The following is a 13,568-nucleotide window of genomic DNA, read 5'->3' as shown; positions in this document are numbered from 1 at the left end:
TCCAATGTTGGCCGGCGTCGTGCTCACGCCGCGCCGCTTGATTCGGTTCGTGCTTCATCGGCGGGCGATGCGCCGAAATTCGGCAGGCGCAAGATCGCGCGCGTGCCGCGTGGCTGATCCGCCGCGAGTTCTATCGATCCCTGCAGGCGCGCCGCCGCCGCGAACGCAAGGTATAGCCCGACGCCGTGGCCGCCCTGCGTGCTGTCCACTGGCGCGGCGCCCAGGCTCGAACGCAGCGCGGGCGGAATGCCCGGCCCGCGATCGCAGATATCGAAGCGCACCATCTGCACGCCTTCCACCTTTTCAGCCGATGCCTGCAAGGTCACGAGCTCGCTGCTCGCGCGCGCCGCGTTGTCCAGCAAGATCGTGAGAATCTGACCGATGGCAACGGAATCGTCGATGGACATGGACTCCGGCGTCTTGCCCGCGTGCTCGAACTTCACTTGCGGATGCCGCAGCCGCCATTGCTCGATGAAGCTCGCGAGCCATTCGCGAAGCGGCTGGCGATTCGACGGCCCCGTCGCGCGGCTGCGCAAGCGCGCGAGCGCCGAGGTGCACAGCGCCATCTGCTGTTCGAGCAATTCGAAGTCGGCCGCATACGGCGCGAGGTTGCGGTCGTGCGCGGCGGAATCGCGCAATTCCTCGCTCAGCATTGCAATGGTGGACAGCGGCGTGCCCATTTCGTGCGCAACGGTGGCCGCCTGCACGCCAAGCGCAACGGCGCGTTCGTCGCGCAGATGGCGTTGCTGGGCGTCGGCGAGCGCGGCGTCACGCACGCGCAGCGCCCGCGACATGCGCGCGACAAACCAGCCGATCAGCCCGACGCTCACCATGAAGTTCACCCACAGACCCGTGCGGAAGTAGTCGAACAGATTCGATGGATTCTCTATGTTGAGCGGCACGTAGTTGTAGCTCAGGAGCGCATAACAAGAGACCGCGAAGAGCGCGAGCCACGCGGTCATGGTCCACGGCAGAATGGCCGCGGAAATGGCCAGCGACGGCAGATACAAGGTGACGAACGGATTGGTCGAGCCGCCCGAGAGAAACAGAAGCGCGGAGAGCGCGCCTAAGTCGACCCACATCTGGCCGAAGAGTTCGACATTGGTTTCCGGCTGAGCCCGCGCCACGCGCAGCCACGTCAGCCCGTTGAAGAACATTTCGAGCGCGACGACGAGGAGCATGGCCGGCAAGGGCAGCTTCGCGCTGTAGAAAATCTGCACGACGGCGATGGTCGTCAACTGGCCGATGATCGCCAGCGAGCGAAGCCAGAAAAGGTGACCGAGGTTGACCCGTCCGGTATTGGTTATGCGATGCATCGGGTGATTGAGTGCGTGCGGTCCATGCGACATTATCCCGCTTGCGCCTATAGTGAAACCGAACGTGGCGCGATTTGTCGCACCCTGATATCAGCGTGACGCTTGGCCTATCTCCGCCGCCAGGCATGCGCGGCACAGGCAAGTCGAGTCCGGCCGCAAGCGTTCGCGCGGCAGCGCGGGCAAGGTTGCGCACCAGCACGTCGCAGCGCCGGCGAGCGCGCCGCAATGAAACGCCGCGCCGCAGCGCGTGCACCGTTGCGTCGCGTCGGAGCCTGATTGAAGCGATACGTTCATCATCGTGTCATCGACATTGATAAGCGATGATCGCATGCCCGGCCGCCATGCCGGAAAACGAGACGGCGCGCGGGGAAAAACGACCTGTCGTGTAGCGTCACTCCTGTACAATCCGCGTGTTTAAACGCTCCTCGCCTCATTTGCCGCCATGTCCGAGCTACCTGACCTCACGCAGATCGCGCCTACGCTGAAAGCCGAAATTCTGGCCGAGGCGCTGCCTTATATCCGTCAGTATCACGGCAAGACGGTCGTGATCAAATACGGCGGCAACGCAATGACCGAAGAGCGCCTCAAGCAAGGCTTCGCGCGCGACGTGATCCTCCTGAAGCTCGTCGGCATCAATCCGGTGATCGTGCACGGCGGCGGTCCGCAGATCGACCAGGCGCTCAAGAAGATCGGCAAGCAGGGCACCTTCATTCAGGGCATGCGCGTCACCGACGAAGAGACCATGGAAGTGGTCGAATGGGTGCTCGGCGGCGAGGTACAGCAGGACATCGTCACGCTCATCAACCATTTCGGCGGTCAGGCGGTCGGCTTGACCGGCAAGGACGGCGGGCTCATCCACGCACGCAAGCTGATGATGCCGGATCGCGATAATCCGGGCCAGTTCATCGACATCGGTCAGGTGGGCGAAGTGGAGTCCATCAACCCGGCGGTGGTGAAGGCGCTGCAGGACGACGCGTTCATTCCGGTCATCTCGCCTATCGGTTTCGGCGAAGACGGACTCTCCTACAACATCAACGCGGATCTGGTCGCGGGCAAGCTGGCGGTCGTCCTGAACGCCGAAAAGCTCGTGATGATGACCAACATTCCCGGCGTGATGGACAAGGAAGGCAATCTTCTCACCGATCTTTCCGCGCGCGAGATCGACGCCCTCTTCGCCGACGGCACCATCTCCGGTGGCATGTTGCCGAAAATTTCCTCCGCGCTGGATGCGGCGAAAAGCGGCGTGCGTTCGGTGCACATCATCGACGGGCGTATCGAGCATTCGGTGCTGCTCGAAATTCTGACCGAGCAGCCGTTCGGCACGATGATCCGCTCGCATTGAGCTTCGTCACTCTTCCTCCAACGCCCGCTGCGGTTTGCTCCGCGCGGGCGTTTTTATTTGCCGAACGTAATCGCGCATGAGTTCATCTCGCAGTGCTCGCCGCCGTCATGTCAAAACGCGCGGCCCAGTTTGGCTCTTCGATCTCGACAACACGCTGCATCACGCGTCGCACGAGATTTTTCCGGCGATCAATCGCGCGATGACGCAGTACATCATCGACCGGCTGGGCGTGGATATCGACGAAGCGAACCGGCTGCGCGTCGGCTACACGGTGCGATACGGCGCGACCTTGCTCGGACTCGTGCGGCATCACGGCATCGATCCCGCCGATTTCCTGCGCGAAGTCCACACCTTCCCCGATCTGCCGTCCATGCTGCGCGCCGAGCGCGGCCTGAAGCGCATCGTGCGCGCGCTGCCGGGCCGCAAGATCGTGCTCACCAACGGACCGACGCTCTACGCGCGCTCGGTGCTCGCGGAACTGGGTATCGGCAAGCTGTTCGAGCGCGTGATCGCCATCGAGGACATGCGCGACGGCGAACGCTGGCGCGCCAAGCCCGATGCGCCCATGCTTCGTCGCGCGATGCGCCGCGCGCACGTGCATCTGCAAGACGCGATTCTGGTGGAAGACACGCGCGGGCATCTGAAGCGTTACCGGCGGCTCGGCATTCGCACGGTGTGGATCGTCGGCCATTTACCGATGGCGCGCACGTCAAGTGGCGGCATTTCGCAGCGCTTGCCCGGCTCGGGCCGGCCGCATTACGTGGATCGCACCGTGCGTTCGTTGCGCGCGCTCACGCTCGGCATGCGCGGCGGCGGCTTTCGAGCGGCGAAAGCGACTACATCCTGAAGAGGCGCCGCGCGAGCATGTCTTCGAGGTCCGAGCGCTGATCGACGACGAGATGCACGTAGATGGTTTCGCCATCCACCTTGTAGATGACGCGGTTGGTGCCGCTCGCCACTTCGTAGTATCCCGTCATGCGGAAGTCGACCAGTTCGGGCGGCGTCGCGCCACGGCGCGGTGACGCTTCTATCTCGGCGATGGTGTCGGCCAGGCCGTCGCGCGTGGCCTTCCACGCCATCTTGCCGAACTTGTTGATGACGTAGCGTCTATAGTCGCGCAACTCCTGCTGCACCGGATCGAGAAAGACGGTTTTCACTTGACGCCTTCTTCCCTGTCGAGCCGTTCGAGTTCGCCGAAGAGGTCGATTGCGTCTATGCAATGCCCGGCCTCGATGTACTTCTGCCCCATCGCCAGAATCTTGAGCAAAGCCACGGTCTGATGCAGGTCTTCATAAGACTGCACGTCCTGCACGACCACCCGGCCTTCGCCGTTTTGCGTGATGAGCATGGGCTCGCGGCTCTCGACGACGTTGCGGATCATTTCGGCCGCGCGGCTCTTGAGATGGCTCAGCGGCCTCACACGACTCGGTTTCATTTCCGCTCCAGGGCCCACGCGCAGATTAGACAATATAGACACAAACTCGGGCCATATCCAGAACGCCCGGGCACCGCTATTGGCGGCTTTATTACGTTTTCCGCTATACTTCTTCGCTCAATCTGAATTCGAACACGCGCCGATTTGCTGACTCGATTGCGGGCGCGCGAACCTTCCCAAGCGGTATTGCCGGGAGGTTCAATACAAATGCGGCTAAAGAGGTCGTCAGCCGCGCCGTCAATCCACACGCGCATCGCCGACACCCGTTTAGCCGCTATTTCAAGGCGGAATGAATGGAATCAATCGGCATCGTCACTCCCCAAACCTTGCGCTTCACCGAGCCGCTTGTCATGCAAAGCGGCTCGACGCTCAACGACTACGAACTCGTCGTCGAAACCTACGGCGAACTCAACGCCGCTCGCTCGAACGCCGTGCTCGTTTGCCACGCGCTCAATGCGTCGCATCACGTGGCGGGCGTCTATGCCGACAACCCGAAAGACGTAGGCTGGTGGGACAACATGGTTGGTCCGGGCAAGCCGCTCGATACCGACCGCTTCTTCGTGATCGGCGTGAACAATCTCGGTTCGTGTTTCGGCTCGACCGGGCCGATGAGCATCGACCGCACAAGCGGTAAGCCCTACGGCAAGAGCTTTCCCGTCGTGACGGTGGAAGACTGGGTGCATGCGCAGGCGCGCGTGGCCGACCGCTTCGGCATTGAACGCTTCGCGGCGGTGATGGGCGGCAGTCTCGGCGGCATGCAGGCGCTTGCCTGGAGCACGATGTATCCGGAGCGGCTCGGGCATTGCATCGTGGTGGCATCGACGCCGAAGCTTTCGGCGCAGAACATCGCGTTCAACGAAACGGCGCGCTCGGCGATTCTCTCCGACCCCGACTTCCACGGCGGCGACTACTACGCACACGACGTGAAGCCGCGCCGCGGCTTGCGCGTGGCACGCATGATCGGCCATATCACCTATCTGTCGGATGACGACATGGCCGTGAAGTTCGGCCGCGCGCTGCGCCGTGCCGAAGGCGCGCTCGACGCGTACAACTTCAACTTCGACGTCGAGTTCGAAGTGGAGTCGTATCTGCGCTATCAGGCCGACAAGTTCGCCGAATACTTCGACGCCAACACGTACCTGCTCATCACGCGCGCGCTCGATTATTTCGATCCCGCCAAGGCCTTCGAAGGCGACCTGCGCCGCGCGCTCGCCAACACCACGGCGAAGTATCTGATCGCGAGCTTTACGACCGACTGGCGTTTCGCGCCCGCGCGTTCCCGCGAGATCGTCAAAGCGCTGCTCGACAACAAGCGCACCGTGAGCTACGCGGAGATCGACGCGCCGCACGGCCACGACGCCTTCCTGCTCGACGACGCGCGCTATCACAACCTGATGCGCGCCTATTACGAACGCATTGCCACGGAGATCGGCGCATGAACCAGCACACTCTCGATTCCCTCGCGCTGCGTTCGGACTTTCGCGCCATCGCGCGCTGGGTCGAACCGCGTTCCTCCGTGCTCGATCTCGGTTGTGGCGACGGTTCGCTGCTCTCGCTGCTCGGCGAAGAACTCGAAGTGCACGGTTACGGCATCGAAATCAACGACGCCGGCGTGCTCGCGTGCGCGCAAAAAGGCGTGAACGTGATCCAGCAGAATCTCGAAGACGGCCTGCGTCTTTTCGAAGACGACAGCTTCGATTTCGCCGTGCTTTCGCAGACGCTGCAGACCATTCATCAGACCGCGGCGATCTTGAGTGAAACCGTTCGCGTGGGTCGCGAATGCATTGTCTCGTTCCCCAACTTCGGGTACTGGCAGCATCGGCTCTCGGTTATTCAAGGGCGCATGCCGGTTTCGAAATCGCTGCCGTATCAATGGCATAACACGCCGAACGTGCGCGTTCTGACCATCAAGGACTTCGAGGCGCTCGCGCCCGAAGTGGGCATCGAGATACTGGACCGCGTGGTGCTGCACGACGGTCAAACGGTCCGTTGGGGCGCGAACTGGCGTGGTAGTCTTGCGGTCTATCGCGTGAAGCGCCGTTGAGTTCGAAATCGGCCCGTCACGCATCGAAACGCACCACCACGACGTATTACCCACATCGATATGCCCGAAACGCCACGCGAGGCGCCCGCTCTTACAGCTCACGAAGAAGATCCCGGCTTGCACGCGTTCCTCAACGCGCGCATCCTCATTTGCGTCTTTCTCGGCTTCACGTCCGGACTGCCGCTCTTCACGCTCTACAGCCTGTTGCAGGCGTGGCTCTCGACTGCGGGCGTCAACGTCAAGGAGATCGGCCTCTTCGCGCTGATCGGGCTTCCCTATACGTGGAAGTTCGTCTGGTCGCCGCTGATGGACCGCTTCATTCCGCGCTTTCCGGGCTGGCGTCCGGGCCGACGGCGCGGCTGGATGTTCGTCGCGCAAGTGCTCGTGATGGTGGCTATCGGCTCCTTCGGGTTCTTTTCGCCCGCGCAGAACCTGTGGGCGGTTGCGGCCATCGCCGCGCTCGTCGCGTTCTTCAGTGCGAGTCAGGATATCGTCATCGATGCGTACCGCCGCGAACTGCTCGCCGATACCGAGCAAGGTCTCGGCAACGCGGTTCATGTCAACGCGTACAAAGTGGCGGGGCTCGTGCCTGGCTCGCTTTCGCTGATTCTCACGAACGTTCTTCCGTGGAAGACCGTGTTTCTGATCACCGCCGCGTTCATGCTGCCGGGCCTCATCATGACGCTCGTGGTCAAGGAGCCGGCCATTCACGGCGCGCCACCCAAGACGTTGCGCGAGGCGATCGTCGAGCCGTTCCACGAGTTCATCACGCGCAATGGCTGGCAATCCGCGCTGCTGGTGCTGGGCTTCATCTTCCTCTACAAGCTCGGCGACACCATGGCGACCGCGCTTGCCACGAAGTTCTTCATCGACGTAGGCTTCACGCTCACGCAGATCGGCGTGATAGCGAAAGCGGTGGCGTTCTGGGCGAGCATCGCGGGTGGCTTGATCGGCGGTATCTGCCTCGTGAAGATCGGCATTGCGCGCGGACTCTGGGTCTTCGGCTTCTTGCAGATCATCGCGACGCTCGGCTTTGCGTGGCTCACGAAAATCGGGCCGTCGCCCGCCGCGCTCGCGGTGCTTTACGGCTTCGAAACGTTCGCGACGGGCCTCACGCTCGCCACATTCACGGCATATATCGCGAGCACGACCGATCCGCGCTACACCGCGACTCAGTTCGCGCTCTTCACGAGCCTCGCCGCCGTGCCACGGACTTTCGCGGCGGCGGGCAGCGGCTTTATCGTGAGTGAAACAGGATGGTTTCCGTACTTCATGGTGTGCGTCGCGCTGTCCATACCCGGCATGCTACTGTTGCCGAAGATCGCGCCATGGAGAACGCCACGATGACGGTATCGATGCCGGCCCGGCCCACGCTTGGCGCGCTCATCTGCGCGCTCATGCTGGCGACGCTCGCGCCCATGTCCGCGCGCGCGCAGGACGAAGAGCGCGCGCCGCCTTACACGGCGCCGAACAGCCAGATCCGCTTCGGCAACTCGGCGTTGTTCCGCAATCTGATTCCGCCCGCGACGCTCGAACAGCAGGCAAGCGATGAATATGCGCAGATCATTCACGACGCCGAGCGCAACAAGACACTGCTCGGCAATGACAATCCGCTCGTCAAACGCGTGCGCGATATCGCCACTCACGAGATTCCGTTCGCGCTCAAGTGGAATGACCGCGCGAAGAACTGGAAGTGGGAAATCAACGTCATCAAGTCGCCCGAAGTGCGCATGTACTGTTTGCCGGGCGGCAAGATCGTGGTGTATAGCGGGCTCATCGACAAGCTGCATCTGAACGACAACGAGATCGGCATGATGATCGGCCATGAGATCGCGCACGCGCTGCGCGAACATGCGCGCGAGCGGCTCGGGCGGCAGCAGGCGCAGCAGTTGTCGTCGGGTACCATGCCGCAGCTTTTCGGCTTTACCGATTACGGTTCGCAGCCGCTTGGCATCGGCGATCAGTTGCTGGCCATGAAATACGCCCCCGCCGACGAGACCGAAGCGGATGTCATCGGCAGCGAGATCGCTTCGCGCGCAGGTTACGATCCGCGCGCGGCCGTCACCTTGTGGAACAAGATCGATACCGCCACGCGACGCTCCGACAACGGTTTCATCTGGATGCATCCGTATGGGCCGGAGCGCCGGCAGGACTTGCTCAAGCGCCTGCCGGACATGATGCCGCTGTATGCCAAAGCGGTGGGAAAGAGCATCGATCAGTTGCCGAATTACGGCGGGTTGGGGCGGTTTAAGAAGGGCGGGCGTTAGCCTACTTCTTCCCAATCTTCCAGTTGTAATCGATAGTCAGCGGCGCGTGATCGCTGAATTTAATGTCGCGGAAAATGGAAGTCTTCTTGGCGGTCGCCGCGACTTCCTGCGTCGCGATTTGATAGTCGATACGCCACCCCACGTTCTTCGCGTACGCCTGCCCGCGATTGCTCCACCACGTGTATTGCTCGGCACGCTGGTCGAGCGTGCGAAAGACATCGACGTAACCGACATCGTCGAAAAGCTTCGTGAGCCACTCGCGCTCTTGCGGCAGACAACCCGAGTTCTTCTGGTTGCTCTTCCAGTTCTTGATGTCAATTTCCTTGTGCACGATATTCACGTCACCGCACACGATCACCTCACGCTCTTGCGAAAGCCCGGCGAGATGCGGCATGAATTCGTCCATGAAACGATACTTCGCCTGCTGCCGCTCTTCGCCGCTCGACCCGGACGGGACATACACCGACACCACGGACAGCTTGCCGAAACGCGCTTCCACGTAACGTCCTTCGGGATCGAACTCCGCACTGCCGAAGCCGATCACGACATCGTCCGGCTCGTGACGCGTGTACAAACCCGCGCCGCTATAACCCTTCTTCACCGCGTGCTGGAAATAACCCTTGAAACCGTGCGGCGCGAGAAACTCCGGCGTGAGATCGTCCTGCGAACACTTGATTTCCTGCACGCACACGACGTCCGATTTCTGCTCGCCAAACCAGTCGAAGAAACCTTTCTTGGCCGCCGAACGGATGCCATTCAGATTGGCGGTAATCACCCGAAACATACTTGTCCTCTTTCCTTGTTCATTCGACCTTCACGCCCTTGAGCGATTCCTTGGCGGCCGGAAATTCGAGTTTCATGCCTTGCATCGTGCGCAGCAAAAGCTCCGCGACCATCACGTTGCGATGCGGTTTCGAATCGCCGGGAATGATGTACCACGGCGCGTATTCGGTCGAGGTCGCGCCTAACGCCAGCTCATACGAGCGCTGATATTCGTCCCACAGCTTGCGCGCGTCGAGATCGGAGACATCGAACTTCCAGTGCTTGGTCGGATCGTCGATACGCGCTTGCAAGCGCTCGCGCTGCTCGTCCTTCGAGATATGCAGAAAGCATTTGACGATGGTCGTACCGCTATCCGCGAGCAACGCCTCGAACTCGCGAATATGCCGGTAACGGCGCTCGCATTCGTCATCGTCGATAGACTTCATCACCCGCGGCACGAGCACGTCTTCATAGTGGCTGCGATTGAAGACAGCGAACTCGCCGGCCATCGGCGCCTGCGCGTGCACGCGCCAGAGGAAATCGTGCGAGGCCTCGCGCTCGGAAGGCGCGCGAAACGGCACGATGCGCAAGCCGAGCGGATCGACGTCATGGAACACCGCGCGCACCGTACCGTCCTTGCCGCTCGTGTCCATGCCTTGCAGCACGAGCAGCACGCGCCGAAGACGCCGCGCGTGCAGCTTCTCCTGCAGGTCGTCGAGCTGCGCGCCGATTGCCGCGAGCCGGTCGCGGTCTTCGTCTTTCGAGCCGTTCGAAAACGGCTTGCCGGATGGATCGATCGAACTCAGATCGAAGGGCTTGACCTTCTTGTCGTCATCGAAATACGGGACGAGGAAGTCGTCCAGAGACGGTTTCTTTGCCATGTCGCCAACCTTTTGTTCTATCCCGAAACGCCAATGAAAACGGGCCGCTGCCAAGCTAGACGGCAACAGCCCGTTCGTCGTGCTACTTCCAGGCGACCGGCTCTCCGTCGACGCGGAGGAGTTCGCCCAAGTGCTCGCTCAGGATAGCTTTTTCTTCAGAAGCTCGTTTACCTGCTGCGGGTTTGCCTTGCCCTTGGTCGCCTTCATTGCCTGGCCGATCAGCGCGTTGAACGCCTTTTCCTTGCCCGCGCGGAATTCTTCCACCGATTTCTGGTTCGCCGCGAGCACCTCGTCGATGATCGCTTCGAGCGCGCCGGTATCGGAAATCTGCTTGAGCCCCTTCGCCTCGATGATGCGGTCCGCCGCGCCCACGTCGGTTGCCTTCTCGTCCCAGATCGCCTGGAAAATGTCCTTCGCGATCTTGTTGGAGATGGTGCCATCCGCAATGCGTTGCAGAAGCAGCGCGAGTTGTGCCGCCGCGACCGGCGACTCGCCGATGTCGAGCGATTCGCGGTTCAGTTGCGCGGAGACGTCGCCCATGAGCCAATTAGCGGCGATCTTCGCCTGCGCCGCGCCCGCCGCCTGCACGACGGCTTCGAAATATGAAGCCATTGCCTTCGACGACGTGAGCACGCCGGCGTCGTAAGGCGTCAAGCCGTACGTTTCGGCGAAACGCTTCTGCATGTCGGCTGGCAACTCCGGCAGTTCCGACTTCACGCGCGCCACCCAGCTTTCCTCGATAACCAGGGGCATCAAGTCCGGGTCTGGGAAATAGCGGTAGTCGTGCGCGTCTTCCTTGCTGCGCATGGAGCGCGTTTCGCGCTTGTCGGGATCGTAAAGACGCGTCTCTTGCACGACGGTGCCGCCGTCTTCGATCAGTTCGATCTGACGGCGTACTTCATATTGAATCGCTTCTTCGAGGAACCGGAACGAATTCAGGTTCTTGATCTCCGCGCGCGTGCCGAATTCCTTCTGGCCGACCAGGCGCACCGACACGTTGGCATCGCAACGGAACGAGCCTTCCTGCATGTTGCCGTCGCAGATGCCGAGCCACACGACGAGACCATGCAACGCCTTCGCATACGCAACCGCTTCCGCCGCGCTGCGCATTTCCGGCTCGGTGACGATCTCGAGCAGCGGCGTGCCCGCGCGATTCAAATCGATGCCCGTCATGCCCGCGAAGTCTTCGTGCAGCGACTTGCCCGCGTCTTCCTCGAGGTGAGCGCGCGTCAGATTGACGGTCTTCTCGTATGCTTCCTTGCCGGCCTTTTCATTGGCTGGAACCTGGATGGTGAGCTGGCCGCCCTGCACGACAGGAATCTCGTACTGGCTGATCTGATAGCCCTTCGGCAGATCCGGATAGAAGTAGTTCTTGCGCGCGAAGACGCTGCGCGGCGCGATATGAGCGCCGATCGACAAGCCGAAGCGAATCGCGCGTTCGACCGCGCCGCGATTCATCACGGGCAGCACGCCCGGCAACGCGAGATCGACGGGACAGGCTTGCGTGTTCGGCGCTGCGCCGAACTGCGTTGCCGCGCCCGAGAAAATCTTGGAAACGGTGGATAACTGCGCATGCGTTTCCAGACCGATGACGACTTCCCACTGCATGCTCATACTCCCGCTGCCGATGGTGCCTTGGCATGCCAGTCGGTCGCGCGCTGGAACGCGTCGGCGACCTGAAGCATCCGGGCTTCGTTGAAATAGTTGCCGACGATCTGCAGACCGACCGGCCGATTCGCATTCGGGCCTGCGCCGAAACCGCACGGCACGCTCATGCCGGGCAGACCCGCGAGGCTCACGGAGAGCGTGTAGATATCGGCGAGATACATCTGCACGGGATCGTCGGCCTTCTCGCCGAGATTCCACGCGACCGACGGCGCGACCGGTCCCATGATGACGTCGCACCGCTTGAACGCTTCCTGGAAATCGCGCGCGATGATGCGGCGAATCTTCTGCGCTTGAAGGTAATACGCGTCGTAGTAGCCATGCGACAACACGTACGTGCCAACCAGAATGCGCCGCTTCACTTCGGGACCGAAGCCTTCCGCGCGCGACTTCTTGTACATGTCGAGCAAGTCCGTGTAGTGCGCCGCGCGATGCCCGTAGCGCACGCCGTCGAAACGCGACAGATTCGACGAGGCCTCCGCCGGCGCGATGATGTAGTACACGGGAATGGAAAGCTCGGTCTTCGGCAACGATACTTCGACGAGCGTCGCGCCGAGCGCTTCGTATTGCTTCAACGCGGCGTCGATGGCGGCGCGCACGTCGTCGGCAAGGCCTGCGCCGAAGTACTCCTTCGGCATGCCGATACGCAATCCGGCGAGCGGCTTTTGCGCGTCGCCGCCGTTCCACGTCTGGCCGAGATGGCGCGTGTAGTCTTCGCTGTCGCGTTGCAGGCTGGTGGAGTCGCGTTCGTCGAAGCCACCCATTGCGTTGAGCAAGAGCGCGCAGTCCGCGGCGGTCTGAGCCATCGGCCCGCCCTGATCCAGCGACGACGCGAACGCGATCATGCCGTAACGCGACACGCGGCCGTAAGTCGGCTTGATACCGGTGATGCCGGTGAACGACGCGGGCTGGCGAATGGAGCCGCCCGTGTCGGTGCCGGTCGCGGCGGGCGCAAGACGCGCGGCGACGGCAGCGGCCGAGCCGCCCGACGAACCGCCCGGCACGGCCTTCAGGTCCCACGGATTTTTCACCGCGCCGAAGTACGAATTCTCGTTGGACGAGCCCATGGCGAACTCGTCCATGTTGGTCTTGCCGAGACAGACCATGCCCGCTTGCTTCAAGCGATCGACGACGGTGGCATCAAACGGGCTTGCGTAGTTTTCGAGCATGTGCGAACCGGCCGTGGATGCCCAGCCGCGCGTCACGAACACGTCCTTGTGCGCAATCGGCAAACCGGTGAGCGCGCCCGCCTTTCCTTCCGCGATGAGCGCGTCGGCGGCTTTAGCCTGAGCGAGCGTGAGGTCGCGGTCCATGCCGATGAAGGCGTTCAGATTCTTCGCGGCCTCGATGCGCTGCAGATACGACTGCGCCAGCTCGACCGCGGAGATTTCCTTGGAGTCGAGCGCGGCGCGCAGTTCGGTCAAACTTTTCTGATGCATTGCAGTTCCCTGATGAGCGCGGCGGTGAACGCCGCGCGGGAGTGTCGTTTCGGCGCTGGATACGCCCGACGCGTTACTTGTTCGATTGCGTTATTCGATGACCTTCGGCACCAGATACAGCCCGTCTTGAACGGCTGGCGCACTGCGCTGGAACTCTTCGCGCTCGACGCGCTCTGAAACTGCGTCGTCGCGCAGGCGCAGCGCGACTTCCTCGATCTGTTCGATCGGATGCGCAAGCGGTTCGATGCCGGAGGTATCCACGGCCTGCATCTGTTCGACGAGACCGAAGAAGTCATTCAGGCGCGCGAGCGTGGGTTCTGCCTCGTGTTCGGGCAACTCGAGCCGCGCGAGATGCGCGATACGTTTTACGTCGGTCAGGGTCAAAGACATGAAAATCACCGGAGATAAGCGTGGACT

The 13,568-nt window shown here is 62.0% G+C and carries 15 protein-coding genes; 6 read left to right on the top strand and 9 right to left on the bottom strand.

Annotated elements, in window-relative coordinates; translation table 11 throughout:
* Nucleotides 1–23 precede the first annotated feature (23 nt).
* Both LDZ28_RS00275 and LDZ28_RS00270 read right to left on the bottom strand, forming a co-directional pair.
* On the bottom strand, nucleotides 24–1,316 hold the full coding sequence (locus LDZ28_RS00275; RefSeq protein WP_244826757.1) for an ATP-binding protein: 1,293 nt from the start codon (nucleotides 1,314–1,316) through the stop codon (nucleotides 24–26).
* A gap of 90 nt (nucleotides 1,317–1,406) precedes the next feature.
* Nucleotides 1,407–1,610 carry a cysteine-rich CWC family protein gene (locus tag LDZ28_RS00270; protein ID WP_350029287.1) on the bottom strand — a complete coding sequence of 68 codons (204 nt, stop codon included), beginning with the start codon at nucleotides 1,608–1,610 and terminating at the stop codon, nucleotides 1,407–1,409.
* Nucleotides 1,611–1,758: 148 nt separating this feature from the next.
* Here LDZ28_RS00270 and argB point away from each other — a divergent pair, with 148 nt between their 5' ends.
* Nucleotides 1,759–2,658 (top strand): acetylglutamate kinase, encoded by a 900-nt coding sequence (gene argB / locus LDZ28_RS00265; protein WP_244826756.1) that lies wholly within the window; start codon nucleotides 1,759–1,761, stop codon nucleotides 2,656–2,658.
* A gap of 76 nt (nucleotides 2,659–2,734) precedes the next feature.
* Complete coding sequence (locus tag LDZ28_RS00260; RefSeq protein WP_244826755.1) at nucleotides 2,735–3,505, top strand: pyrimidine 5'-nucleotidase; 771 nt, start codon at nucleotides 2,735–2,737, stop codon at nucleotides 3,503–3,505.
* Here the strand turns inward: LDZ28_RS00260 and LDZ28_RS00255 are convergent.
* Nucleotides 3,495–3,815 carry a type II toxin-antitoxin system RelE/ParE family toxin gene (locus tag LDZ28_RS00255; protein WP_244826754.1) on the bottom strand — a complete coding sequence of 107 codons (321 nt, stop codon included), beginning with the start codon at nucleotides 3,813–3,815 and terminating at the stop codon, nucleotides 3,495–3,497. The two genes, LDZ28_RS00260 and LDZ28_RS00255, sit on opposite strands and share 11 nt — an antisense overlap.
* Entirely contained in the window at nucleotides 3,812–4,093 is a 282-nt protein-coding gene (locus LDZ28_RS00250) for a type II toxin-antitoxin system Phd/YefM family antitoxin (protein WP_244826753.1), read from the bottom strand. The genes LDZ28_RS00255 and LDZ28_RS00250 overlap by 4 nt, the downstream gene beginning before the upstream one ends.
* A 293-nt stretch (nucleotides 4,094–4,386) precedes the next feature.
* On the opposite strand from LDZ28_RS00250, the gene LDZ28_RS00245 reads away from it, so the two are divergent.
* From LDZ28_RS00245 to LDZ28_RS00230, 4 genes are read left to right on the top strand one after another with little or no spacing between them, the layout of a single operon-like run.
* The gene (locus LDZ28_RS00245) at nucleotides 4,387–5,532 is read left to right on the top strand and encodes a homoserine O-acetyltransferase (protein ID WP_244826752.1); all 1,146 of its coding nucleotides are present in this window, start codon (nucleotides 4,387–4,389) and stop codon (nucleotides 5,530–5,532) included.
* Entirely contained in the window at nucleotides 5,529–6,137 is a 609-nt protein-coding gene (gene metW / locus LDZ28_RS00240; protein WP_244826751.1) for a methionine biosynthesis protein MetW, read from the top strand. Before LDZ28_RS00245 ends, metW begins: the two co-directional genes overlap by 4 nt.
* A gap of 60 nt (nucleotides 6,138–6,197) precedes the next feature.
* Nucleotides 6,198–7,484, top strand: a complete 1,287-nt coding sequence (locus LDZ28_RS00235) for an AmpG family muropeptide MFS transporter (RefSeq protein ID WP_244826750.1) — start codon at nucleotides 6,198–6,200, stop codon at nucleotides 7,482–7,484.
* Nucleotides 7,466–8,404: a M48 family metallopeptidase gene (locus tag LDZ28_RS00230; protein WP_350030127.1), complete on the top strand. Its 939-nt coding sequence runs from the start codon at nucleotides 7,466–7,468 to the stop codon at nucleotides 8,402–8,404. Before LDZ28_RS00235 ends, LDZ28_RS00230 begins: the two co-directional genes overlap by 19 nt.
* A 1-nt stretch (nucleotide 8,405) precedes the next feature.
* On the opposite strand, the gene LDZ28_RS00225 is transcribed toward LDZ28_RS00230, so the two are convergent.
* The 5 genes from LDZ28_RS00225 to gatC form a co-directional block, all read right to left on the bottom strand.
* On the bottom strand, nucleotides 8,406–9,188 hold the full coding sequence (locus LDZ28_RS00225) for an exodeoxyribonuclease III (protein ID WP_244826749.1): 783 nt from the start codon (nucleotides 9,186–9,188) through the stop codon (nucleotides 8,406–8,408).
* A gap of 19 nt (nucleotides 9,189–9,207) precedes the next feature.
* Nucleotides 9,208–10,047: a PPK2 family polyphosphate kinase gene (locus LDZ28_RS00220; RefSeq protein WP_244826748.1), complete on the bottom strand. Its 840-nt coding sequence runs from the start codon at nucleotides 10,045–10,047 to the stop codon at nucleotides 9,208–9,210.
* A gap of 138 nt (nucleotides 10,048–10,185) precedes the next feature.
* A complete protein-coding gene (gene gatB, locus LDZ28_RS00215) occupies nucleotides 10,186–11,661 on the bottom strand; it encodes an Asp-tRNA(Asn)/Glu-tRNA(Gln) amidotransferase subunit GatB (RefSeq protein ID WP_244826747.1) in 1,476 nt (491 codons plus the stop codon).
* Complete coding sequence (gene gatA, locus LDZ28_RS00210) at nucleotides 11,658–13,151, bottom strand: Asp-tRNA(Asn)/Glu-tRNA(Gln) amidotransferase subunit GatA (RefSeq protein ID WP_244826746.1); 1,494 nt, start codon at nucleotides 13,149–13,151, stop codon at nucleotides 11,658–11,660. Before gatA ends, gatB begins: the two co-directional genes overlap by 4 nt.
* 90 nt (nucleotides 13,152–13,241) lie before the next feature.
* Complete coding sequence (gene gatC, locus LDZ28_RS00205) at nucleotides 13,242–13,541, bottom strand: Asp-tRNA(Asn)/Glu-tRNA(Gln) amidotransferase subunit GatC (RefSeq protein WP_244826745.1); 300 nt, start codon at nucleotides 13,539–13,541, stop codon at nucleotides 13,242–13,244.
* Nucleotides 13,542–13,568: the final 27 nt, after the last annotated feature.

This window comes from Caballeronia sp. TF1N1 (assembly GCF_022878925.1).
In the GTDB taxonomy this organism is placed as follows: Bacteria; Pseudomonadota; Gammaproteobacteria; order Burkholderiales; family Burkholderiaceae; genus Caballeronia.
This window is presented reverse-complemented; position numbering and strand designations above follow the sequence as displayed.

What these genes read in the sequence shown, in the direction of transcription:
- LDZ28_RS00260 (WP_244826755.1), top strand. Translation starts at nt 2,735, where the DNA reads ATGAGTTCATCTCGCAGTGCTCGCCGCCGTCATGTCAAAACGCGCGGC.
- gatB (WP_244826747.1), bottom strand. Translation starts at nt 11,661, where the DNA reads ATGAGCATGCAGTGGGAAGTCGTCATCGGTCTGGAAACGCATGCGCAG.
- gatC (WP_244826745.1), bottom strand. Translation starts at nt 13,541, where the DNA reads ATGTCTTTGACCCTGACCGACGTAAAACGTATCGCGCATCTCGCGCGG.
- LDZ28_RS00230 (WP_350030127.1), top strand. Translation starts at nt 7,466, where the DNA reads ATGGAGAACGCCACGATGACGGTATCGATGCCGGCCCGGCCCACGCTT.
- LDZ28_RS00270 (WP_350029287.1), bottom strand. Translation starts at nt 1,610, where the DNA reads ATGAACGTATCGCTTCAATCAGGCTCCGACGCGACGCAACGGTGCACG.
- gatA (WP_244826746.1), bottom strand. Translation starts at nt 13,151, where the DNA reads ATGCATCAGAAAAGTTTGACCGAACTGCGCGCCGCGCTCGACTCCAAG.
- argB (WP_244826756.1), top strand. Translation starts at nt 1,759, where the DNA reads ATGTCCGAGCTACCTGACCTCACGCAGATCGCGCCTACGCTGAAAGCC.
- LDZ28_RS00245 (WP_244826752.1), top strand. Translation starts at nt 4,387, where the DNA reads ATGGAATCAATCGGCATCGTCACTCCCCAAACCTTGCGCTTCACCGAG.
- LDZ28_RS00250 (WP_244826753.1), bottom strand. Translation starts at nt 4,093, where the DNA reads ATGAAACCGAGTCGTGTGAGGCCGCTGAGCCATCTCAAGAGCCGCGCG.
- LDZ28_RS00275 (WP_244826757.1), bottom strand. Translation starts at nt 1,316, where the DNA reads ATGCATCGCATAACCAATACCGGACGGGTCAACCTCGGTCACCTTTTC.
- LDZ28_RS00220 (WP_244826748.1), bottom strand. Translation starts at nt 10,047, where the DNA reads ATGGCAAAGAAACCGTCTCTGGACGACTTCCTCGTCCCGTATTTCGAT.
- metW (WP_244826751.1), top strand. Translation starts at nt 5,529, where the DNA reads ATGAACCAGCACACTCTCGATTCCCTCGCGCTGCGTTCGGACTTTCGC.
- LDZ28_RS00225 (WP_244826749.1), bottom strand. Translation starts at nt 9,188, where the DNA reads ATGTTTCGGGTGATTACCGCCAATCTGAATGGCATCCGTTCGGCGGCC.
- LDZ28_RS00235 (WP_244826750.1), top strand. Translation starts at nt 6,198, where the DNA reads ATGCCCGAAACGCCACGCGAGGCGCCCGCTCTTACAGCTCACGAAGAA.